Here is a 23,374-nt window from a genome sequence, read left to right as displayed (position 1 = left end):
CTCCCCACTAAAAATAAGAGTCTTGATTAAGAATAGATGGACAAAAAGTGAAATGAAAAGGCAAGAGTTACGCATTGGTGTTATTGGGTTAGGACGCGCGGGATCGGGGATGTTAACAGCCTTGGCTCAGCACCCTAATGTCCAAGTCACTGCTGCTGCTGATTTATACCCTCAGCATTTGGAAAAATTCAAATCTGAATTCGGGGGTGAAGCCTACAAAAATGCAGCAGATTTATGCAGCAGTAATTCGGTCGATGCAGTTTATATTGCAACGCCACATGCGCTACATGTCGAGCATTTTTTAATGGCTGCCGAAGCCGGAAAACATGCAATTGTAGAAAAACCGATGGCACTTTCGATGGACGACTGTGATGCCATGATAGCCGCTTCGGAACGCTTGGGAGTTCATTTAATTGTGGGTCATACCGCGAGCTTCAATCCAGTAGTACAAAAAATGAGAAAGCTTGTTGTTGAGAAAGAATTTGGGGAACTCGCATTTATGAGTGCTACCGCATATACCGATTTTCTGTACCGCCCGCGAAGACCCGAGGAACTTGTCAGTAAGCTTGGTGGAGGCATCATGTACAACCAGATACCTCATCAAGTGGATGCTATTCGTTTCATAGCGGGAGGATTGGCACGAAGTGTGAAAGCATCAATGTATGACTTGGATCCACTTCGACATACAGAAGGAAGTTGTAATGCCTTTTTGGAGTTTCATAACGGGGTATCGGCAACACTAACCTATAGTGGCTATGATCATTTTGAATCGTCTGAATTATCCAACAATCAAGGCCCCAAAAAATCTACCCAATACGGTTCTACTAAGCGAATTCTATCCTCCGCAGTCGATGCTGAAGGCGAAGTGGCGATGCGCGTAGATACAGGATTTGGTGGGATTAACTCTGTTTTCAGCTCTGCTAAACCCCAAACATCTGGATCTCTATTGCAAGGAGAATTGGGTTCTTTCATTGTCACTTGTAATAATGGTGATCTTCGTATGCTACCTGATGGCGTAGGTGTTTATTCGGATGATGGATTTCAGTTAGTTAGCCCAGAACCTTGGGTAGGGTTACAAGGAAGAGGCGCGGTTATTGAAGAGCTTTACCACGCAATTTTTTCCAAGAAGAAAGTGATACATGATGGTCGATGGGCAAAAGCTACAATGGAAGTGTGCCTTGCAATGATTGAGTCTGCGGGGTCAAGAAAAGAAGTTATGCTTAATCACCAGGTTCCTACTCTAGATTTTGACAGTTAGCTACACCGCTGAGTAATTCACGCTACTAGAAGCATGCCTAAAATATTCTGATCCCTCAACCCAGTTTTCGCTTCGGGCTAGAACGACTGCAGCTGAGCGCACATTGTACCCAGTTGGATTCTGTACAGAGATGGGTTCTATTCCGTGCTCATTCAGTAGCTTTGCTGCGCGTATGAGTGCCTTTCGAGTTCTGATAATGGCACTATCACTGATGCCAAGATGCTCATTTCCGCGATTGACTATAGTCCCCATGGTTTCTTGCATACCTGAATCCTGTACCCAGGTGCCTGGAAGTCCCGTATATTGAATTTCCTTTTGTATATCCCAGTCAATATTGAAATCGTTGTCGATATGATGCTTCGGCCACCAATTCGCCTCAGGCTTGCTAGAAGGTGGAAGAAATGCATGTACCGTAGGATGTAATCCTTCTTGACCTTCCCTTGGCCCGTTCTGCAGGCCTCTTATCATAGTGGGGCTTAATTCTTCAGTTGGATGATAAGTAAAGCAAAGTGCAATCGTATGCTCGTCATCCATTGGGATCCATGCATGCCCACTGAACGCAGGGTTATCGCCATAAGGAGGGATAATAGTGTGGAATGGATATAAGAATTGTGTGATACGCCAGTAGTAAGAGTCTTTTTCAGCGTTACGTTGTGCACCAATTAACACTCCATAATCAGTATCTAGTACTTGGAAGCGTGGATGTCGGTCATTCATTTTGTAAACTAGACCTTGTTGATAAGTACCACCGGTACGCTCCGTCCCGGAAAAAGGATCGACGAATCTTGAATGTAAAAACCCTGAATGCGAGGAATCAATTTCGCCTTCCATTGCCTGCATATAATTATTTTGAGCTACTCGCTTTGTGAGATAGCAATGTGCTTCAGGCACCAAGTTCCACTGGAGCTCCGGTAAATCTGGTGGGGTGTCTTGTTTAGGGCCCATGTATACCCAGATAACCCCGTTCCTTTCCCTAGTCGCATATGTTTTGATACTTACCTTGCTCTTGAAATTCGATTCAGGTGGTTCTGACGGCATGTCTATGCAATGCCCTTCTTCATCAAACTTCCAACCGTGGTAAACACACCTAATGCCTTCTTGTTCATTTCTACCAAAAAATAAAGATGCTCCTCGGTGAGGGCACGAAGGGACCATAGCTGCTGTTTGCCCTGAACTAAAACGCATTACCAAGAGGTCTTCGCCCAGTAGCCTAGTACGATGGGGCTTACCATCAGCAACTACTTCAAATGACAAGATGCCAGGAATCCAATATCTTCGCATGAGTTCCCCCATGGGAGTACCTGGCCCTACTCGTGTCAATAATTCATTATCAGATTGCCTCAACATTTACGTGCCTTCCTTTAACTAGCGAGACGCAAGCAAAGCTTATTTCGGATAAAATACCACATATGAACTATATTGTTTTAGGGATTTCCATCTCTTCTTAAAATAGTTAATATTTCTAATAGAAAATCTGAATTTTCACTGGAGGGAAAATGCTTACCCAAGAGCAGAATGACCGTCTAACGCAGGTAGGACCAGGTACTCCTATGGGTGAGCTTATGCGTCGATACTGGCACCCAATAGCTGCTAGTGCAGAATTGGATTTGGACAATCCTACTAAAGAAATTAGATTATTAGGCGAGGATCTAGTTTTATTCCGAACTACAAAGGGAGTAGTAGGTGTAATCGAACCGTCATGTGCCCATCGAAAAGCAAGTCTGGCATATGGGGTTCCTGAAGAAAACGGTATCCGATGTGCCTATCATGGGTGGATTTTCGATGAGAATGGTCAGTGCGTTGATCAACCTTCAGAACCTGAAGGTTCAAAATTCAAAGAAAAAGTGAGAATTAAGGCCTATAAAGCTCAGGAAATAGCTGGGGTTATTTGGCTTTACTTAGGGCCTACGCCTGCTCCCCTTTTGCCCAATTACGATATGTTGGTTTGGCCTGGTGTTCGCACAACTTGGTCAGTTGAACTTCCCTGTAATTGGTTACAGTGTATGGAAAATTCAATGGACCCTCTTCACTTTCAATGGCTTCATCGTTATTGGGGTGGCTGGCAAATGAATAAATTAATGCCGATAGAGCAGCGCGATAGCTGGAACAGGCAAATTGGCGGTAGAGGAGCAGATCATAAAAAAATTGGGTTTGAAGTTACAGATTATGGGATTATAAAGCGACGACTAGTTGGAGACGAGACTGAGGAAAGCGACCATTGGAAAATGGGTCATCCTATATTTTTCCCTAATATTTTGAGAATCGGACAAGATTTGCAATGCAGAGTACCGGTGGATGATACCCATACACTACATTTCATGCTTGAGTGGCGCGCGTTACGTTCGGGTGAGGAATCAACCGACTATATCCCACATGAAAAATTTGAGCCCTTTGACGAATTAGGAAAAATTCGACGTGACTATGTAATTGGTCAGGATCAAGTTGCTTGGATTATCCAAGGAAGCATTACTGATCGAACTACCGAAAGGTTAGGCGTTGGAGATATTGGAGTCATAATGTATCGCAGGCTTCTCGAAGAGCAAATGCGATTAGTTCAAGAAGGGGAAGATCCGATGAATACGTATCGAGATGCTTCTCAAAACGAAATAATTATTGCTCCATGTGAAAGCTTTGATTATCCAGGTTATGAAGGTATTCCGCGAGGACCATTTACCAATATTGTTGTAAATAACACAGTGGAAGCAACATTGTCTGGTGAGGGTGAAATTTTAGAAGAGTTTGTTGAAGCTGAAAAAGTTATCGATACGCCTGGGCAATTTTCGCTTCTGACCCCGCCATTGAAGAATGACATTCATGCCAAGTAAATCCTTACTCAAGAATCAGAATAAGAATTTGCTAAGAGAAATATCCATAAATTATTACGCAGCCGAACGCTGTGCTGGCTAGCCCCGCTATGAACGCAATGTAAGTATTGAAATTTTTTGCGTTGGCAGTGAGCGCAAAAGGAACACTAAGCGCTATTGTTATTGCACACATTGATATGCATGTTCCTACTCCAAACATCACTAAATAACCAACTCCAACCCAAATAGACTCTATTTGAGGAAGAAGTACAAGCATTACTGCCGCACTACCCGCAAGTCCATGGATTACCCCAATAACGTACGATTTCGTTCGAAAGGAAGGCTTGCTCATACTCCAAAAATTATGGGTAGAGATTTTTATCGGTTCGATTTCAGTAGCATGGGTCGCGTGAACATGTAAGTGGGATTGTCCGTCATGCTCATGTTGGTGTAGGTGAAGGGTCCCTCTTTGGAGGTTATAGAACACTTGGAACCCTAGGAAAAGCAACATGAAGCCTACAAAAAGCTCTAGAGTTGGTGCGAAATTAACGTAATGCGTTAAAACTGCCTCTTTTAATAAAAGGATAATGATTCCTAAAACAAAAAGAGGAGTTGTGTGGCCTAGGCTCCACGATAACCCTACCCAAATTCCCTTCCATGCGCTGGCCTCTTCTTTTGCGATCACAGAAATAGCTACTACATGATCCGCGTCAGTAGCATGCTTTAGGCCCAATAAAAATCCAAGCGCCAGGGCAGCCCAAGCCCCAGTTTCTAGTTCTATCATTCGCTTTACCTCGGGTTATAGCGATAATATATCGTGACTGCAGGTTTCCTGCATGTTTTTCAGTATTCTTTAGCTTCGGGAGGTCAGCATGACACAAGCTTTCAGGGCATTAAGTGCAAACGCTCAAGGGATAAATGAGCACTTGGCATTTATGGAGCCCACTTCTAAGAAAATCCGAGTGGAGTTTGCGGGAGAAACAATTGCAAGTAGTAGCAGGGTTCTCATAATGCATGAGACAAACCATCAGCCTGTTTATTATTTCCCTTTTAGTGATGTCCGGATGGAACTTTTGGAGACCTCAATTCGCTCAACGCATTGACCAATCAAAGGGGATGCTCAGTATTGGAGCATCAGAGTTGGGGATTCATTCAGTGAAGACGCGGTGTGGTGCTATTCGGAACCGCTTGAAGACTGCCTTGATATTCGCGGGTATGTTGCATTCTATTGGAGCAAAGTGGATGCTTGGTTTGAGGAAAATGAGCAGGTGTTTTTCGGTGTCAAAGATCCTTACACAAGGGTCGATTGTCTTCGTAGTAATCGCCTAATTGAAATCTATATAAATTCACTGCTCGTAGCTAAAACTACTAGTCCAATTTTGCTCGTAGAGACGGGTCTCCCAAGGCGTTTTTATATTCCATTATCCGACGTGATAACTTCATACCTTGCGCAAAATTCTCGAAAAATTCCTTCACCTTACAAAGGTGAGGCGCAATACTATGACTTTAAGAACGAAGAAGAATCCATTGAGGATATAGCTTGGGTTTATAACAATCCGATCCCGGAAGTCTCTGCGATTCAAAATTGCATTTGTTTCCCTCAAGGTAAAGTAGACATGTATGTGGACGGGGTTTTGGAAACCCGCCCCAAAACTCGCTGGGATTAGCATTCTCTATTTGTATTGCTGGAACTCGCCACTCGGAGTAGTCTTTGAGCCTGATTGGGATAGTTGGTGAAACGTACTTACAGGAGGGAATATGTACGATTTACTGATAAAAAATGGTCGGATTGCTGATGGTTCAGGGATGCCTTCATTTATTGCGGATGTTGGCATTGTAGAAGGACGAATAACTGACATAGGCCACCTTGGGACATCTGCTCGCCAAGTAATTGATGCTTCTGGCTTAGTCGTAGCACCTGGTTTCATTGATAACCATTGTCACTTTGATGCTCAGGTTACTTGGGATCCGTTATGTACTTTTTCTCCACAACACGGTGTTACAACCGTAATTTTTGGCAATTGTTCGCTAACTCTGGCACCTACTAAGCCTGAAGATCGCGAAGACCTCGCTATGATGCTTTCGAGAGTTGAGGCTATTCCGATGGAAAGCTTAAAAGAAGGAATACCTTGGGAATGGACTTCCTTTGGTGAGTATTTAGATTTTATTGATCAAAATCTTGGTATTAATGCGGGTTCACTTGTTGGTCACTCAGCTATAAGACGCTGGGTTATGGGTGAAGATGCTTATGAACGTGAGATAGCTACTGAAGCTGAATTATCGCAAATGAAAGATTTACTCAGAGAGTCTATTCAGGCTGGAGCTTTAGGGATCTCATTTAATCGCAATCGTGGGCATATGGATTTATTGGGCCGACCTATTCCTGGAATTGTACCTCCCGTAGAAGAGTTATATGAGCTTGCAACTGCGCTCAAAGATGTTGGGGCAGGAGTCATCCAATGCGGGGCTGCGTACCCATTAGAAATTAGAGATGGGTTTGCGACAAGGCTTGGTGAAGTTTCACATAGACCGGTTGTATACAATCAAATCGTTCATAATTCAAACGAACCCGATAGATGGAAAATGCATCTTGATCTAGTGGAGAAGCGGATAAGCGAAGGGTACCAAGTATACCCGGTTGTGAATCCCCGCCCTTCAGCACAGCGTTTCACAATGCGAAATGCGCAAATTTTTGACCGACTCCCAACGTGGCGACCAATAATGCTTGGTACAGTACAGGAGAAAATAGCTGCTTTTAATGATATGGATCTAAGAGATGCTTTGAAGAAAGAAGCAGTTGATGGCGATGATTTGCCGATCGGCGCATTACCAATTAAATGGGATCGTATTTTAATTACCAGAACATTGAAAGAGGCCAATCGTCATTTCCAAGGTATGAGCATTGCTGAAATGGCTCAATCCCAAGGGAAAGAGGTATTAGATGCCTTCTTAGAATTGATGGTAGATGAAGAACTGGGGACAGGGCTGCAAAATTCACAGCAGGGAGCTGACGGTGGAGTTATGGCTGCGTTGATATCCAGTCCTTATACCTTGATAGGCTTATCTGACGCTGGAGCGCATGTAGTTTTTGAGGCAGGTTATGGGTACAGCACAATGGTCCTTGGTAGATGGGTTCGTGAAGAAAAAGCCCTTTCATTAGAGGAAGCTGTAAGAAAGCTAACGTTTATGCAGGCCTCTATATATGGATTGTATGATCGAGGCCTGATACGCCCAGGATTTAATGCAGACATAGTTATTTTTGACCCTGATACAGTGGGTGCTTTGGAACCTGAGGAAGTGGATGACTTACCTGGTGGATTGACCAGATTAAAGCAAGAAGCGATAGGAGTTTTATTTACAATTGTGAATGGGGAAATTCTATTGAAGAATGGGATACATACAGGTGCTCTTCCTGGCCGCGTGGCGAGGAGTAAGGCTCTTGCTTTTGTGTAGGGGATAAAAGGAATCATGAAGTCAAAAATTACTTTAGCAGGTGGATGTTTTTGGTGCTTGGAGGCTGTTTACGAGCGACTCAATGGGGTTGAACAAGTAGTGTCGGGCTACTGCGGTGGAGATGTAGATCAACCCACTTATCAAATGGTTTGTACTGGCAACACTGGCCACGCTGAAGCAATACAGATTACTTATGAGGACAGTTTGATTTCAGATCAAACTGTGATTGATCTTTTTTTTGCATTTCATGACCCAACTACATTGAATCGGCAAGGTGCAGATGTTGGTACTCAGTATAGATCGGCAGTTTTTTACGAGACTGAATCGCAGAAGCAGTTGGCACTAGACGCTATTAAACGGGTAACAGATGAAAAATGGTGGCCAGCACCAATAGTTACTGATGTGGCTCCGCTAAACAAATTTTTCCCTGCTGAGGATTACCATCAACAGTATTTCCAAATGAATTTTTCTCAACCTTATTGCCAAATTGTTATTTCACCAAAAGTTGAGAAGCTATTCAAGGAATACTCACACCTTTTGCAAAAGAACCAGTAAACTACCAGCGTTTGACCTTTTGGTGTATTGCAAATGATACTTCTACAGGTCAGTTGAATATTAATTTTTTGGAGGGAATATGGCAGCAACACGTTCTGCGCATGCAGTTTGGGATGGAGATTTATTATCAGGAAAAGGAGTGGTGACTGCATCTACTTCAGGTGCATTTGACCAACTTTCAGTGTCTTGGAAAGCAAGGACTGAAGAGCCTGGTGGCAGCACAAGCCCTGAAGAGCTTGTTGCAGCTGCTCATGCAAGCTGCTTTTCAATGGCGCTTTCTGCCGGCTTAGGGAGGGCGGGTACACCACCTTCCAAGCTCGAGGTTGATGCCACGGTTACATTTGAGCAAATTGAAGGTGGATGGAAAGTTTGCTGTAGTGATCTAAAAGTGATTGGGACTGTACCTGGTCTTGATCAAGCTGGTTTTGAAGCAGCTGCAGAAGCGGCAAAAGATGGCTGCCCGATATCGGGCGCTCTAAAAGGAAACGTAGAATTAAGTGTGCAGGCTACTTTGAATTAACTTAAGTGGTTGTATAAATAACAGAAGGGCTCCTCATTTTGAGGAGCCCTTCTTGTTTGTCTTATTTCACTCCCGCAAGGGAAATAAATCCTTCACGTAGTACAGGGTCTTTAAGCGCTTCGGTACCTTGAGCAAGTATCGTTTTCATCTCGTCTGGTCCCGCATACCCTACTTCTCTACCCAGCAGTTTGGCAGCTGCTAAAAACTCTGGGTCTGCAGCTGTAGCTTTGAATGCATCAACCCAGATCCTATACAGATCCTCTGGAGTATCAGGATGCATTATAAATAGCCTGTTCATCTTGTCATTTATTGTTTCTGTTACGTTGAACAAGGCCTTTTGTGCATCAGAGAGTTCAATCACGTCAAATAAATGAGGTGGAATACTAGCACCAAGTTCGTTTTGGACATAATTCGTGAATTCTGCGTCGTTTTCAGGCTCTGTTCCCCATCGGAATACTGGAACAATTTTCTTTTCTTCAACCCATCGGGGGAATAAGCTTTTAGCTGTGTCAGGGTCCCCTCTAGATGATAGGTCGATTTCCCTGCGGTCAAAGGCTGCGGCTATTTCAGATGTCCCGCCGTACCCATATACGTTTTTGATGGGACCTCCGACTAACTCAACGAAAGATGCTCCCACTCCACCAGTATCTCCAGGGGCAGTAGCTCCAACCTTAGCAGGAGATCCTTTTGCTAATACGTCTTCCCAGCTTTGGGCGTAATCTTTAAAGGCGTACATTGCGTTAACTACCGATACTGCTGACGCTGTTCCAAGGATTTTCACAGTATTGATATCTAAGTTGGGTACGTCAGTTCCAACTAATTCTCGTTTGAAAAATCTTGGATGTGCAACACCAACGGCAAATCCGTCAGGGGCTGAATCCGCAAGTGTCTCACGAAATATTCTTTCCCCTCCTGCTCCCGGTATATTCCGGACCACAAATGAAGGGTTTCCAGGTAAGTGCTTTGGTAAATATCTACCCATTAGGCGGGCGAAGGTGTCATATCCTCCACCAGGCGAGAACCCTACGTTAATCACCACACGCTGTCCTTTGAAATGTGCCTCCGCATCAAAGGCTTTCGTAGGTGTGGGTGTAGCAGCAGGCTTACGTACCACTCCTCGAGGTGTAGGTGTTGGTGCAGGGGCGGGTGTAGGTGTGGCCACTGCTGCAGCGGGTGCAGCTTTAGCAGGTGCTGGAGTGGGCGTTGGATCGTCTCCACCGCATCCAACCAGTACCAGCATGGTTGCGGCTAGCACCAGAAATGGAGTGATAAGTCGCATAACTATTGAGCCTCCTGTTAATCGGGACTTTATTATTCTATGAACAATATTTAGCAGTAGGCTCACTGTCAACCTTATGTATCATCATTTCTCACCAGATAGCGTAAGATTTAGAAGCAAATAAGCAAGATATTATTTTGGAGGAATATGACCCAGCCACTTGGAGGGTTTACGGGAACCGAACGTTCATTTATTGGTGAAGAAGAACTCCACCTTATTAGCGTAGGAGTTGATATTGGCTCTTCTACTTCACATTTGGTTTTTTCTGAACTTGAACTAGAAAGAAGAAATACTAGGTACGTGATTGTAAAGCGTACGATTTTACGAGAGTCAGAAATATTACTTACTCCATATACCGAAGACGGCACGACTATCGACGCGCATGCCTTAGGAGAATTTATTAATTCGCAATATGTCCTTGCCAATTTGAAGCGAGACCAGATTGATACTGGGGCATTAATTCTGACTGGAGTTGCAGTCCAGCGACATAATGCACGTTCAATTGCAGAAATTTTTGCTGAAGAAGCAGGGAAATTTGTGGCAGTCAGCGCGGGAGACGGACTGGAAGCAACTATGGCTGCACATGGCTCTGGTGCAGTGGAGGAGTCTGAGAAAACATCTGGCGTAGTTATGAACATAGATATTGGTGGAGGGACTAGCAAAATCACTATTTGCCGAAACGGAAAGGCATTAGAAGTTACAGCAATAGATGTTGGTGCACGCATCCTAGCTTTTGATGAGGATGGTTCTATCACACGAATTGAAGAGGCCGGCAAATTTTTTGCAAAAGAAGCCGGTGTTGAAATTGCAATTGGCACAGCGATTTCATTAGAACAGCGAGAGATAATTGTTGCAAAAATGATGGATCGCTTGAGGGAAGTAATTTCGCTGAGAGGTGTTTCTGAAGAAACGAAAAAATTATTACGTCTACCAGAGTTAACGTTTGAAGGAAAAATTGACACAGTAATTTTTTCTGGAGGTGTATCTGAATTCATCTATGGGAGAGAGACATCTAATTTTGGAGATTTGGGTTCATTGATAGCGTCTGCAGTTCGCAAAGAGATAGCGGAACTTGGGGCGATGATTATGGTTCCCAATGCGGGGATTAGAGCTACTGTAGTGGGCGCGTCGCAGTACACAGTTCAAGTTAGCGGTAGCACAATATTGATCTCTCCACTTGATGCAGTGCCCATAAGGAATGTTCCTGTTATGACGCCGGATTATGGATTGCAAGCTGATGAAGAGATCGATCGCAATTCGATTTCTGAATTGACCAAAGTCGCACTTGCTCGTTTGGATTTGCTTAGCTCAAGCACTCCAATCGCAATAAGCTTTGCTTGGAAAGGCTCTGCTACATTCGCAAGGTTGAATGACTTCACTCGAGGAGTAGTGAATGGGATGCAAGAAGTAGTCAGTAACGGCAACCCTATTGTTTTAATAAGTGATGGGGACATTGGCGGACTACTAGGTCTGCATCTGGTTGAAGAAGTCCAATTTCCAAACCCGGTTATTTCAATAGACGGGCTTGAACTGAGAGAATTTGATTACATTGACATTGGTGAACTTATACAATCTTCTGGTGCAGTTCCAGTTGTAATCAAGTCTCTTGTTTTTCCAGGATCTACTCAAAGGTTGGATTAATATGGAATATAGAAAAATCGGCCAAACTGATTTAAAGGCTTCAGTTATTGGCACTGGAGGTTACCCGTTTGGTCCCCCATTGCTAGATCAAGTTCAATCTGCGCAGGTTATTGAAAAAGCGTATGAAATGGGTATTAATTTTTTTGACACATCTGACGTATACGGCCAAGGGCAGAGCGAAATATTCTTGGGGAAAGCAGTTCAAGGATTCAGGAAGAACATTATCCTCTCTTCGAAATTCAATTTGAATAACCTCGAAGGCAAGTCACCACGCCAAAGGATCTATGACCGTTGCGAAGAGGCACTTACAAAGCTTAGAACGGATTACCTTGATCTATTTCAGGTCCACTTTTCCACACCAGATGTCCCACATGACGAACTTCTTGGGCCCTTAAATGAATTGGTTGAGGAAGGTAAAGTTCGATACCTAGGTAACTGCAATACATATTCTTGGAGATGGCTTGAAGAGCTTCAATTTTCGAGGCAAAATAAATTGCCAGAGTTTGAATCAAGTCAAAATCACTACAGTTTGCTCCATCGTCACCCGGAATTAGAATTGATACCTTTTTGCAGAGAACATGGGAAGTCATTGTTGGCGTATTTCCCTCTAGGAGGGGGATGGCTCACTGGTATATATGAACCTGGAAAGCCATACCCAGTCGGCAGTCGAGCAGCCAAAGTCCCTACAGGTATAGTGACTAGAATGCGATCCGAGAGAGTTGATCGATTGGTTCCAGTATTAGAAGAATTCGCTCATCAGAGAGGGCATTCACTGTATGAATTGGCACTTGCATGGGTTATTTCACACCATGAAGTCGCAGTTACACTAACTGGATTTGATCAGCCAGAGCATGTTGAAAAAAACTTGCGAGCACTCGATTGGAAATTATCTACTAGTGAAATTGATGAATTAGATAACCTCACTTCGTGGTGGGACGGTAGCAATGCCATAATTGATAACAGTGAACCTACTCCTAGGACTTTAGCAAAGTAATTATGGCTGAGTGGTATTTTGTTAGGCATGGAGAAACGAAATGGAATGCAGAGCGTCGTGTGCAAGGGCACACTGATATTCCTCTTCACGAGCCCGGTCGTAACGCATTGCAATTCACTGCAAAAAGACTTGCGTTAGTTCATTTCGATTTTATTTATTCTAGTGATTTGGTTCGTGCTACCGAAACAGCAGAAATAATAATCGCAGGCAGCAAGACAAATCCACCCGAAGTACGCATTGACCCCATGTTGCGGGAAGTATCATTCGGTGATTTTGAGGGTATGACTTGGGAGGAAATGTCTTCAAGTGACCAAGGATTAAGGCTACATCAAGACCAACGGAACCTTGACTACGCACCTCCAAAAGGAGAGTCATATCGGGATCTGCTGAATCGTTTATCCAAGTTTGCTGATTTCTTGCAATTAAACCATGCTAAGGACGATGTATTAATTGTTGGCCATGGGGCTGCTTTACGAGCGTTAGTTGTGAAGTTATTAGGGTTAAATGACCAAGCGTATTGGTCTTTGACAGGATTGGGCTCTGGTAGTATCACACGCTTAAGCTGTAGACGCACAGGTAATGTCATGATCAATTGGAATGAAGTTGGCCATTTTCCGATATAATTAAATTCCTAGTTAGCTGGTATAATCACTTAATCAAATAAAAGGTCAGAACTTTGCCACGTATTAAAAAAGAAAAAAAGCAGAAACCGGTAGAAACAACCGAGCAGTTTGTTGAACGTATGAATAAGCAGGACGAAACTCGGAATGGCAAACGTATACGATTTGGATTTACTAAGCGCGCTCGTTAAGTAATGCCAGAGCCATACGAACTGAGTTTAACTGAGGCTGTAGAAGAGATAGCCTCCCGGCGACTTTCCGCTGTAGAGCTTATGCAGTCTATTCATCGGCGTATAGAGAAGACAGAACCATCTTTTCAAGCTTGGGCAACGTTACTATTTGAAGAGTCTTTATCATTAGCCTCGAAGTCTGATAAAAAAGCCTCAGGCAGAGGAGCTCTTGAGGGTGTGCCTTATGGTGCAAAAGACATATTTGATACTGCCGGAATCAAGACTGCAGCTGGTTCACGCATATTTGCTGATCGTATTCCAGGAGAAGATGCTTCTTGCATAAAGATTGCGCAAGAAGCGGGGGCGATTCTTCTGGGAAAAACGCACACTACTGAATTTGCTGATGGTGACCCCGCACCCTCGTTTAATCCTTGGAATATGGAGCATACTCCTGGAGGCTCAAGCACTGGCTCGGGTGTTGCCGTAGCTGCACGCATGGTGCCATGGGCATTTGGTACCCAAACAGTAGGCTCAGTGTTGAGGCCAGCAGCATATAACGGCATTGTTGGGTTTAAACCAACATTTGGACGCATATCTCGCTTAGGTGTAATTCCAATGGCCACCTCATTTGACCACGTGGGGTTTTTAGCCCGCACTGTAGATGATATGGCTCTTCTACTGAATGTATTTGCGGGTTTTGATCCTCATGATCCTTACTCCCAGAAAATGCCTGTGGACAATTATTTGAAATCTATCATCGATGTACCTCGCTCTCCAACAATCGGATTGTTAAGAGGATGGTTTTTTGAGGAGGCAGACTCAGGTACCCGGGTATCGATTGAACAAACCGCCCAAAAGGATGCGAAAGCTGGCGCAATAATAGAGGAAGTAGACTTAGGTATTGATTATCCAAGGGCATATGCAGCACATCGCCTAATGCAAGAATCCGAAATGGCCCTATGGCATCAGCCTTTATACATCGAGAATCAGAACCTCTACGGTCCTAAAATTAGTGTCTATTTGGAGAACGGATTTTCACACACGGCAATGGAGTACGTAGAAGCCTCTGAATATCGAATAAAAGTGCAAAGACTTGCCGCCTCAGCCGTGAAAAATGTTGATGCGCTTTTGATGCCTTCTGTTTCTGCCCCGCCACCAAAAGATAGAACCCAGACCGGAGACACAAGATTCCAAAGCCTATGGAGCTTTACAGGATTCCCTAGTATTTCTGTACCGATAGGTTTGTCAGGTGAAGGTTTGCCAGTAGGAGCGCAATTATCTTGTGCTCCGTTTGATGAATCAAAATTACTGCGGGTTAGCAAATGGATTGAGGAGACTTTGGGTGCACAGCTATGCCCACCCGAATTAGGTAATAATTAGTTATCTAAGGATTCATCAAATTCATTTGCGGGGGCATCTTCTCTGCGAATACCTTTTGCACTAATCCTCGCATGCAATTCATGCTGCTGTGCATACAGACCATTTAATTCAATTAGGCTGTCATGATTCCCTAATTCGACTATTTCCCCTTTATCCATTACTACTATTTGGTCAGCATTCCTAATTGTGGATAGCCGGTGTGCAATAACCACTGCGGTTCGGCCGCTAAGTAGTGTTTTCATTGCAGTTTGAATGAGTTGCTCTGTTTGGGTGTCTACGCTTGCTGTAGCTTCATCCAGTATTATTATTTGAGGATCTGCGACTAATGCCCTTGCAAAGCTGATGAGCTGACGTTGTCCTAAGCTCATATTCCCGCCTCTTTCTTCCATCATTGAATCATAACCTTGGGGCAAACTTGCTATGTGATGATGAATTCCTACGGCTTTAGCAGCGTTAACTACCGTTTCATCAGATGCTTCAGGGTGGTTGTAGCGAATGTTTTCTAAAATTGTCCCTGAAAATTGGAACGGTTCCTGAAGGACGATACCCATTTGCTTGGCGAGTGAGTTCCGTGTCACTGAGCGGATATCAACGTTATCTATCTCAATGGAACCTGCCGTGACGTCATAGAACCTTGATATTAAAGCGGCCATTGTTGTTTTGCCTGCTCCTGTGCGACCGACAAGAGCAACTGTTTCGCCCGGGTTAATTTCTAAATTAATGTTGTGTAGAACCGGCTTGTCTTCTTCATATGCAAATGAAGTGTTTCTATAGGTAATAGCCCCTTTTATCTTAGGCATTGGCTTTGCGCCTTCAATATCCTTTAGTTCCGGTTCGACATCTAGTAGATCAAAAATACGAGACCCAGAAGCCATTGCTCTTTGTAGTTGTGTAAATTGCTGTGTGAGGCTGCGGATAGGGTCGAAAAATCGTTGGATGTATAAGGTGAATTGGATTAGTTGTCCTGCACCTAAAGATCCTGCGAGAACTAGTCTCCCTCCAACAATAATGGTAGCTGCCAGGCCAAATGACATGAACATTTCGACGGCTGGCATTAAAGAAGAGGAAAGCCTTTGTGCTCGTAGATTAGTATCTAAGTGATACCTATTAACGTCATTGAAGGTTGCAAGATTCTTAATTTGCCTATTCATGCTTTGAACCACACGAACCCCGTCAAGGTTCTCGGCTAGGGAAGCATTGACGTTTGAAATTGCTATTCGGACTCGTAAAAATGCAGGCCTTGCATGGTTTTGCCACACCCAGATTACCCAAATCAAAATTGGCAGCGTAACAAACGACCATAAGGATAATTTCCAGTCGGTTGCAACCATGAATCCAATTATTCCTATAAGGCTAAGCAAATCTGCAATGCTTAATACGATAATGTCTAAAAATTCTTGTAGTTGATATACATCATTCTGTGCACGAGACATTACAGAGCCTACTTTGTTTCTGTTATGGAATGACATAGGTAGTCGCTGTAGGTGCGTAAATAAATCGGTCCTTAGATCGTAAATTACACGCTGGCTGATTTTCGCGAGGATGATTTGGTGGCTATAGTTTGAGATGTAGTGAATTACTAGCACAAACCCGAAAATGATTATCAGATTATTGAGGCCATCAACATTCTTTGTTTCAACATACCTGTCGATTCCGATTGCAACTATCGCGGGTATAGCTATTGTGGCAAGTGTGTAAACAATTACTCCTAGCATACTTATGAAAACGCTCAATTTGTAAGGAGCAAGGTATTTAATCAATCGTATGACTACTCGTTGGTCATATAGACGCGTGCCTTCGTCGTCAATATCACCTTTTTGGGCACGCATAAGGAAGTTGCCACCACCACCGGTATTCATCATCATGAGGAGGTACCCCTGCTGCCTACGCTTGAAGGAGTTGTAGATATTCCATTCAAGTTAGTTGCATATTGAAGCTCAGTAACTTTTGTGAATAACCCTCCAGCCACGATTAATTCGTCTGGAGTTCCCGTTTCCGCAATCTTTCCTTCCTCCATTACAACTACTAATTCGGCATTTTGAATTGATGACAAACGATGGGCGATAATGAAGGTTGTTCTTCCTTTGATGACTTCTGATAACGCTTTTTGAATCCGCGATTCAGTCCCTGCATCTACACTTGACGTGGAATCATCAAGAATGAGGATTGCAGGATTTATTGCTAGTGTACGTGCGATTGAGAGTCGTTGCCGCTGACCACCAGACAGGGAAACTCCTCTTTCGCCAATAACTGTTTCGTATCCATCTGGAAGGGCGACGATTTCATCATGAATTTGGGCAGTTTTTGCCGCCTGAATAATCTCATCCATTGTTGCATTTTCATGGCCATAGGAAATATTTTCGGCTACTGTCGCACTGAATAAAAATACATCTTGTTGCACAACCCCAATGTTGGAACGTAAAGAAGACAAGCTTATTTCCCTGACGTCGATTCCATCTACGCAAATTGCACCGTCATTCACATCATAGAATCTGGATAATAAGCTCATAAGCGTAGTTTTACCTGACCCTGGAGCACCCATGAGAGCTATTACTTGACCTGGTGAAACATTGAGACTGACGTTTTTAATTGCATCAGCATTGCCGTAAGAAAAGGTCACATTATCGAATGAAACTGAGCCATGAACATTACTTAAAGTATGAGGATCGTCTTTTTCTCTTACCGGCGAAGGGGCATCTAGAACTTCAAAAAGTCTTTGACCCGCAGATGCAGCTCTAGCGAATGTGTTGACTAGGAAACCTACCATTCGCATTGGTTGAACTAAAAGGCTTGTGTAAAGAATGAACTCTGCCAGCGCACCTATGGTTATACGTTCATCTATCACAGCCCTTCCGCCGAACCAAAGTATTACACCCGAGGACGCCCAGAAGATAATTTGCATTAATGCGCTATTGGATGACTGCGCTCTTCTAGCGATGTAAGTAGTTTCGTAAACTGCTTCGTTTTGATAGTCAAATTTGTTTTCTTCGTGCTCCTCTGCACCGAATGCTTTTACAACTCTTTGGCCGGCTAAATTCTCCTGTAGTACGGTAGTGAGTTTGCCCATCTCAACTTGCGCTTGTAACCACATCTTCCTCATTCGGGTGCTAGCGTATATTGCACGGGCTGCAATCACAGGTACAAAAGAAAGGCTAATTAACGCCAATTCTACATCTGTTAAGAACATCATTACTGCAGAGCCAATAACAAGCATGGTGATTTGGCCTGATCGTACCAATCCCATACTCACAAACATCCTCATCATTTCGACATCAATAGTCGATTTGGACATTAAGTTTCCAGTGTGCTCTCGATCGTGGAAGGCAAAACTCAGATGTTGCAGCTTGTCGTAAAGCATGTTTCGTATTGTGTATGAAACATGCTGAGAAACTGATTCTGCGAGGTAAAGATTTGCATAATTGAAGATACCTCTTAGCGCTACTACGCCAATAACGATAGCGCCGAGGTACACGAGTACACGAGTGCTTTGTTGCTCGTCAGCACCTTCACTAATTGCATAATCAATTGAAAATCCTATGAGCCTAGGTATGGAAAGAAATAGAATAGTCGCAACTATTAGTGAGGCCCATGCTCCAGCCATGCGGGAACGTTCAAGGGCAGCGATCTTCGTGATTCGCCAAAGGATCTTCATGTGCACCCATGATACCCATTCGAAATTTCATCACAGTTGACTTCGAGTCGAAATGATTGATGGAATAAATATAGAGCAAATACACCCTAAAGGGAATTGCTAGAAAGACGTATTACCTTACAATCTCATCAACTCAGTTTATTTTTGTGGTAGGTATGGCAGGTAAAATAAATCAAAAAAATATATTGTCGTTTGCTTATTCACTGCGTCCGATGTCAATAGACGATCTTGATCAGGTTTCAAGTATCGAGCGTGTGTCTTTCCCTACTTTATGGCCTCCTACTTCTTATCGTAAAGAGATCGTTAATAAGGTAGCAGAGTATATAGTTTGCATCCGTGATGGTGAGTACCTTACTGTTCAGAGGCAGCGTAAAGATTGGCGGCGGCTCTTTCGCAAGAACCTCCCTCCAATCACCGTTAAAAAAAGATTAGTCGTTGGATTTCTTGGTATTTGGTATATGGGCGGTGAGGCTCACATTGTTACAGTTGCTGTTAGAGAAGAATATCGAGGTCAAGGTATTGGCGAGTTACTTCTTATCGGGTCGCTAGAACTTGGTGCAGCACGCTCGTCTCAAGTGGTGACGCTTGAAGCGCGAGTGTCAAACGAAATCGCTAAAGCTTTGTATGCAAAATACGGATTTTTTGAAGCTGGGATGCGTAGAAGGTACTATTCAGATAATAATGAAGACGCTGTGATCATGACGACTCCAGATTTAGTATCTGCAGAATACCAACAATTCCTCTCCGAGAAGAAAAAAGAATTTGAAGCGCGTTACGGTGTGAATATACGGGAATATTTATGAAAGACGTAAGATTAATCTTGGTTCGGCATGGCCAAACTGCATGGAATGCAGAAGGCCGTGTACAAGGTGGCGGAAGTCTCGACCGGATAGGTTGTATTCAAGCCTCCGCTCTTGCACAACGTTTAGTTAATGAACCTATTACGCAGGTTTATGCGAGCCCTGCTCTACGCGCTAGGCAGACTGCAAGGTACACAGCAGGATTACTCGGAATAAGGGTTCGCCAGAGTAGCCTCCTAAAAGATTTAGATTACGGTCGTTTTGCCGGTGCGTTTATTGCGGATGTTAAAGAAGCAGCTCCTGGTTTATTTGAGCAATGGCGAGACGCTCCTGAGACAGTAACATTTGAGAACGGGGAAAATTTAGCCAACTTACGTTTGCGAATGAACAAATTTATTAGAAAGATAAAACAGTCTCATCAGGGCGAGACTGTTTTGGCTGCTACCCATGACTCACCGATCAGAATCGCAGCTTCAATTGCTCTTGGACTTCCTGACTCTGAGCACAAACAAGATTATTTAAAGGCGCCCCTAGCATCAATGACAATATTAAATATTTCTTCTGACTCTATAGTACTGGAGGCATTTAGAGACATTTCACATCTTGAGAATACCGATGGGTGATCCGAAAACTAGCGCAAGGCGTAGGAAAGTACTACGGCCCCGTAGTGTTAATGGAATAAAACCTTATTCAGTTGACGAAGTCTACGACATACTCGCAGGTCATTATGGTATTCCGGATAAAGCTAGGCGAATGGATCCTACTTCAGAACTGATCTGGACAATTCTGTCGCAACATACATCTGACATCAATGCAGAAAAAGCATTTACAGCATTGGCAGATAAGTATAACTCTTGGCAGGAAGTACTTGATGCACCAACTGATCAGCTTGTATCAGTTATCAGAAGCGGGGGACTAGCTCAACAAAAAGCCCCTAGAATTCAAATAGCACTACATTCTATTTATCAGCGGACAGGTGGATTTGATATTGCATTTCTGTCTAGCTGGAACCTTGATTTGGCCAAGTCATGGCTCCGTGAAATTCCGGGCGTAGGTCCAAAAACTGCAGGTGTCGTTTTATCGTTTTCATTAAATCAGCCTGCAATGGCAGTAGATACACATATATATAGAGTTTCTAAAAGGCTGGCTCTAATTGGACCAAAAGTTACCGCAGATCAGGCTCATGATTTATTGGAAAAATGGGTGAAGCCAGACAGAGTGCTCAATTTTCATGTTTTTTTAATTTCGCACGGACGGGAAATATGCAAAGCACTCCGGCCACTATGTTATATTTGCCCGCTTAATGGACAATGCCCATCAAGAGAGAAACTCATTACGAAAAATGATACGAGGTCCGTAACAAAGACATTGAACTACAAGCCCCTATGAGTAAAATCGATTACCCATCTAGTGCCATCAAGAATCGAATAGACGAACTTTTGATAACTCTATGTATGGAGTATCAGATACTTCCGATGCCAGTAGTGGAATGGTCAACGCGCTTTAAAAGAGTATTAGGCAAGGCATATTTGAATGAAAGAAAAATAAAACTCTCTGCTTGGCTGAGCTTAGAGCAAGCAGAAGAAACTTTGCGGCACGAACTTGCACATATTGCATTAGGCAATAATTCCCAAAACCCACACGGCCTAAAATGGAAGCAATGGGCTGGATATCTAGGAGCTAGGCCTCGGGCAACGTCAGCTTCTCTTCCTGCAAACATTGATTTCTCAAATAGCACAAAGATATATAAGGGATTGGAATGTCCAAATTGCAATTTGCGATTTATACGCTTGATAGTGAAACCGCGAATTTACTGTAAACGTTGTGGGCCTAAAAAAGGAATGCTACTACACAGGATATCTGCTACGCGCTCACATTTAATCAATTGGCTTACAAAAATGTACTAAAAATGCGTAAATTGCCATGCAACCAGACTTGGCAGAGATTACCGATAAGCCTAAGATAAAACTGCAGCGATAGGCTGCAGAAAGGGGGTGATCTAGTAGTGTCAACATCATTACCTAGCACTGCTGCTTCACCCGCTGCTCATCTGTAGGGACCGACTGGTCGATATCGGTCGCCCCTCGATGTTTCCAGGGAACTCAGATGGGGGTTCCAGTGGGAGTTGCAGCAGGGTGCGCCTTTTTGGATAGATTGCTAGACAAAAAGGATTAGGATGGGTGCCTCGGCTACGGCCGGGGCACTTAGTTTTCTCCCATATTTTTCTACTATAATATGGTGCCTTAAGAGGTAGTCGTGTCAATAAAAATTGGATTGTCAGGAGTTTCGGTCGTCGCAAAAGAAGGTAGGGATGCCTTTTTGTCTTACGTCGATGAGGCCGAGGCTCAAGGGTGGGACTCCATCTGGTTTTCAGACAGAATAGTCGGACCTACATTGAGAATCGACCCTATTGTTGGCATGTCCATGATTAGCGGTAGGACTAATAAGCTGAAATTTGGAACTGGCGTATTACTGATGTCTGTGAGAAGCCCAGTTACTATGGCTAGGGAACTTGCAACTTTAGATAATCTATCAAATGGAAGACTGGTTGTCGGAGTTGGAGTAGGCCAAGAAGCGCTTGCAGAATATGAGGCAATGGGTGTACGGAAGCAAGATCGCGGCCGCCGATTGGACGAGGCAATTCAAGTGATGAGAGAATTATGGGCGAAGGATACTGTTACCTACGAAAGTGAGTTTTTAAAACTTGATAATGCTTCCATAGGTATTCATCCTTTTCAGCAAAATCTTCCAATATGGATAGGTAGCAGATCAGAGGCTGGTTTGCGAAGAACAGGTAGATTGGGTGATGGCTGGCTACCTACCCAGCTAACACCTGCCGAATTTCGTGTAGGTGTTTCGAAGATAAATTTGTACGCAAATGAAGCGGGAAGAACAATTCCTCAAGATCATTTCGGCCTTCAAATCAGTTGTTATATTTCAAAAACTGGTCATGTTCCTGACTTAATTAAAGAAAAATTTTTACTGAAACGAAGGACTGATGTCCCTCTTGAGGATTTAAATTTACTAGGTACTTCATCTCAGGTTATGGATCGATTGAAGCAGTACATTGAAGCAGGTGCTACTAAATTTGTATTTAACCCTGCATGTGGGTTTGATGAGATCCATGATCAAATGGCATTATTATCAGAATATATCGTAAATCCGTTTCATCAGAAATTGATCTGATGGTGTTTGGAGAGCTATGAAAATAGGGATTATAAATGTTACGGGCTATGCAGGTATTGAGCTTGCCAGGATTTTGTATCGTCATCCTGAGGCAGAAATTGTCAGTATTACAGGTCGTAGCCAGGCAGGTGAGGAGCTTGCAAAAGCATTGCCTCATTTGGCACGTACAATTTTGCCAATTGAGCCCGAAATTACTCAAAGTGTAGATATAGTCTTTTCAGCATTGCCGCAAGTTGCGTCTGCTGAGGCATGTATTCCATATATTCGGGGTGGTGTAAAAGTAATTGACATCTCTGCAGATTTTCGACTAAAAGACTCATTGGAATACCTCGAATGGTACGGGGTGAAGCACCCTGCGCCTGATTTACTTGAGTCATCAGTCTACGGACTCCCTGAGCTTAATCGTACGTTGATTAAAGATTCACAAGTTATTGCAAACCCAGGTTGCTACCCTACGGCAGCTCTGCTTGGATTGGCGCCTTTAGTTTCACTTGGGTTAATTGAAGAGCAGATAATTATAGATTGTAAATCTGGTGTATCTGGGGCAGGTCGCGGATTAAGCATGTCTACTCATTTTTCGGAAGTTAATGAAAATGTGATGGCTTACTCAATTGCCGGTCATAGACATTTACCTGAAATAAACCAAGAGCTCAGAAAATTGAAAGACAATTTCGAGCCCAAAACTATTTTCCAGCCACATTTAATTCCTATGACGAGAGGTATACATGACACTATATATGCCTCATTTAATGATAAAATGAAATTGTCGCCGGAACAGGCTTCCACTGAGGTTATACAAATTTTCAGAGACCATTATGCTGCTGATGACTTCGTACACATAATGGATGCTCCTCCGCAGACAAAACAGACCTGGGGCAATAATGATTGCTTGATATACCCTACAGTGGATAAAAGAACAGGGAAGGTGGTAGTGTTTTCTGTACTTGATAACCTCGTCAAGGGAGCTGCCGGCCAGGCTGTGCAAAATATGAATATAATGTTTGGATTACCTGAAACCATGGGATTGGAGCAGTTGGCAATATATCCTTAGGGAGTAAATTA

21 protein-coding genes and 1 pseudogene are annotated in these 23,374 nt (G+C 43.4%); 17 read left to right on the top strand and 5 right to left on the bottom strand.

The window, feature by feature from the left end; translation table 11 throughout:
• Nucleotides 1-52 precede the first annotated feature (52 nt).
• Complete coding sequence (locus tag MK127_03920) at nucleotides 53-1,258, top strand: Gfo/Idh/MocA family oxidoreductase (GenBank protein MCH2531945.1); 1,206 nt, start codon at nucleotides 53-55, stop codon at nucleotides 1,256-1,258.
• Here the strand turns inward: MK127_03920 and MK127_03915 are convergent, their stop codons facing one another.
• On the bottom strand, nucleotides 1,259-2,605 hold the full coding sequence (locus MK127_03915; protein MCH2531944.1) for a Rieske 2Fe-2S domain-containing protein: 1,347 nt from the start codon (nucleotides 2,603-2,605) through the stop codon (nucleotides 1,259-1,261).
• A gap of 149 nt (nucleotides 2,606-2,754) precedes the next feature.
• Here MK127_03915 and MK127_03910 point away from each other — a divergent pair, with 149 nt between their 5' ends.
• The gene (locus MK127_03910) at nucleotides 2,755-4,083 is read left to right on the top strand and encodes a Rieske 2Fe-2S domain-containing protein (GenBank protein ID MCH2531943.1); all 1,329 of its coding nucleotides are present in this window, start codon (nucleotides 2,755-2,757) and stop codon (nucleotides 4,081-4,083) included.
• A 31-nt stretch (nucleotides 4,084-4,114) separates the two neighbouring features.
• On the opposite strand, the gene MK127_03905 is transcribed toward MK127_03910, so the two are convergent.
• Nucleotides 4,115-4,846: a hypothetical protein gene (locus tag MK127_03905; protein MCH2531942.1), complete on the bottom strand. Its 732-nt coding sequence runs from the start codon at nucleotides 4,844-4,846 to the stop codon at nucleotides 4,115-4,117.
• A 226-nt stretch (nucleotides 4,847-5,072) separates the two neighbouring features.
• On the opposite strand from MK127_03905, the pseudogene MK127_03900 reads away from it, so the two are divergent.
• From MK127_03900 to MK127_03880, 5 genes and pseudogenes are all read left to right on the top strand, one after another.
• Nucleotides 5,073-5,234 (top strand): annotated as a pseudogene (locus MK127_03900) (DUF427 domain-containing protein).
• Nucleotides 5,235-5,492: 258 nt separating this feature from the next.
• The gene (locus MK127_03895) at nucleotides 5,493-5,729 is read left to right on the top strand and encodes a DUF427 domain-containing protein (GenBank protein MCH2531941.1); all 237 of its coding nucleotides are present in this window, start codon (nucleotides 5,493-5,495) and stop codon (nucleotides 5,727-5,729) included.
• Between the two features lie 91 nt (nucleotides 5,730-5,820).
• On the top strand, nucleotides 5,821-7,515 hold the full coding sequence (locus MK127_03890; protein MCH2531940.1) for an amidohydrolase family protein: 1,695 nt from the start codon (nucleotides 5,821-5,823) through the stop codon (nucleotides 7,513-7,515).
• A 15-nt stretch (nucleotides 7,516-7,530) separates the two neighbouring features.
• On the top strand, nucleotides 7,531-8,070 hold the full coding sequence (msrA, locus tag MK127_03885) for a peptide-methionine (S)-S-oxide reductase MsrA (GenBank protein ID MCH2531939.1): 540 nt from the start codon (nucleotides 7,531-7,533) through the stop codon (nucleotides 8,068-8,070).
• A 79-nt stretch (nucleotides 8,071-8,149) separates the two neighbouring features.
• Nucleotides 8,150-8,590: an OsmC family peroxiredoxin gene (locus MK127_03880; protein MCH2531938.1), complete on the top strand. Its 441-nt coding sequence runs from the start codon at nucleotides 8,150-8,152 to the stop codon at nucleotides 8,588-8,590.
• A gap of 61 nt (nucleotides 8,591-8,651) precedes the next feature.
• On the opposite strand, the gene MK127_03875 is transcribed toward MK127_03880, so the two are convergent.
• The gene (locus tag MK127_03875; protein ID MCH2531937.1) at nucleotides 8,652-9,869 is read right to left on the bottom strand and encodes a hypothetical protein; all 1,218 of its coding nucleotides are present in this window, start codon (nucleotides 9,867-9,869) and stop codon (nucleotides 8,652-8,654) included.
• A 147-nt stretch (nucleotides 9,870-10,016) separates the two neighbouring features.
• Here MK127_03875 and MK127_03870 point away from each other — a divergent pair, with 147 nt between their 5' ends.
• From MK127_03870 to MK127_03855, 4 genes are all read left to right on the top strand, one after another.
• Nucleotides 10,017-11,510 (top strand): ethanolamine ammonia-lyase reactivating factor EutA, encoded by a 1,494-nt coding sequence (locus MK127_03870; protein ID MCH2531936.1) that lies wholly within the window; start codon nucleotides 10,017-10,019, stop codon nucleotides 11,508-11,510.
• Nucleotide 11,511: 1 nt separating this feature from the next.
• Entirely contained in the window at nucleotides 11,512-12,504 is a 993-nt protein-coding gene (locus tag MK127_03865; GenBank protein ID MCH2531935.1) for an aldo/keto reductase, read from the top strand.
• A 2-nt stretch (nucleotides 12,505-12,506) separates the two neighbouring features.
• Nucleotides 12,507-13,127: a histidine phosphatase family protein gene (locus MK127_03860; GenBank protein MCH2531934.1), complete on the top strand. Its 621-nt coding sequence runs from the start codon at nucleotides 12,507-12,509 to the stop codon at nucleotides 13,125-13,127.
• A gap of 191 nt (nucleotides 13,128-13,318) precedes the next feature.
• Complete coding sequence (locus tag MK127_03855; GenBank protein MCH2531933.1) at nucleotides 13,319-14,674, top strand: amidase; 1,356 nt, start codon at nucleotides 13,319-13,321, stop codon at nucleotides 14,672-14,674.
• On the opposite strand, the gene MK127_03850 is transcribed toward MK127_03855, so the two are convergent.
• Nucleotides 14,671-16,539: an ABC transporter ATP-binding protein/permease gene (locus MK127_03850; protein MCH2531932.1), complete on the bottom strand. Its 1,869-nt coding sequence runs from the start codon at nucleotides 16,537-16,539 to the stop codon at nucleotides 14,671-14,673. The genes MK127_03855 and MK127_03850 overlap by 4 nt on opposite strands.
• Nucleotides 16,536-18,326, bottom strand: coding sequence for an ABC transporter ATP-binding protein/permease (locus MK127_03845; GenBank protein MCH2531931.1), 1,791 nt, complete (start codon nucleotides 18,324-18,326; stop codon nucleotides 16,536-16,538). The genes MK127_03850 and MK127_03845 overlap by 4 nt, the downstream gene beginning before the upstream one ends.
• A 155-nt stretch (nucleotides 18,327-18,481) precedes the next feature.
• Here MK127_03845 and rimI point away from each other — a divergent pair, with 155 nt between their 5' ends.
• The 6 genes from rimI to argC all read left to right on the top strand — a co-directional run bounded on the left by rimI (nucleotide 18,482) and on the right by argC (nucleotide 23,363).
• On the top strand, nucleotides 18,482-19,129 hold the full coding sequence (rimI, locus tag MK127_03840; protein MCH2531930.1) for a ribosomal protein S18-alanine N-acetyltransferase: 648 nt from the start codon (nucleotides 18,482-18,484) through the stop codon (nucleotides 19,127-19,129).
• Complete coding sequence (locus tag MK127_03835; protein MCH2531929.1) at nucleotides 19,126-19,749, top strand: histidine phosphatase family protein; 624 nt, start codon at nucleotides 19,126-19,128, stop codon at nucleotides 19,747-19,749. The genes rimI and MK127_03835 overlap by 4 nt, the downstream gene beginning before the upstream one ends.
• The gene (locus tag MK127_03830) at nucleotides 19,742-20,515 is read left to right on the top strand and encodes an endonuclease III (GenBank protein MCH2531928.1); all 774 of its coding nucleotides are present in this window, start codon (nucleotides 19,742-19,744) and stop codon (nucleotides 20,513-20,515) included. The genes MK127_03835 and MK127_03830 overlap by 8 nt, the downstream gene beginning before the upstream one ends.
• On the top strand, nucleotides 20,512-21,033 hold the full coding sequence (locus MK127_03825; protein ID MCH2531927.1) for a SprT-like domain-containing protein: 522 nt from the start codon (nucleotides 20,512-20,514) through the stop codon (nucleotides 21,031-21,033). Before MK127_03830 ends, MK127_03825 begins: the two co-directional genes overlap by 4 nt.
• A gap of 349 nt (nucleotides 21,034-21,382) precedes the next feature.
• Nucleotides 21,383-22,312: a TIGR03619 family F420-dependent LLM class oxidoreductase gene (locus MK127_03820; protein MCH2531926.1), complete on the top strand. Its 930-nt coding sequence runs from the start codon at nucleotides 21,383-21,385 to the stop codon at nucleotides 22,310-22,312.
• 16 nt (nucleotides 22,313-22,328) lie between these two features.
• Nucleotides 22,329-23,363 carry an N-acetyl-gamma-glutamyl-phosphate reductase gene (argC, locus tag MK127_03815; protein MCH2531925.1) on the top strand — a complete coding sequence of 345 codons (1,035 nt, stop codon included), beginning with the start codon at nucleotides 22,329-22,331 and terminating at the stop codon, nucleotides 23,361-23,363.
• Nucleotides 23,364-23,374: the final 11 nt, after the last annotated feature.

It is taken from the genome of Dehalococcoidia bacterium, from assembly GCA_022449765.1.
In the GTDB taxonomy this organism is placed as follows: Bacteria; Chloroflexota; Dehalococcoidia; order Lucifugimonadales; family Australimonadaceae; genus UBA2963.
The sequence above is the reverse complement of the archived record's forward strand: the minus strand, read 5'-3'. Positions and strand labels throughout refer to the sequence as shown.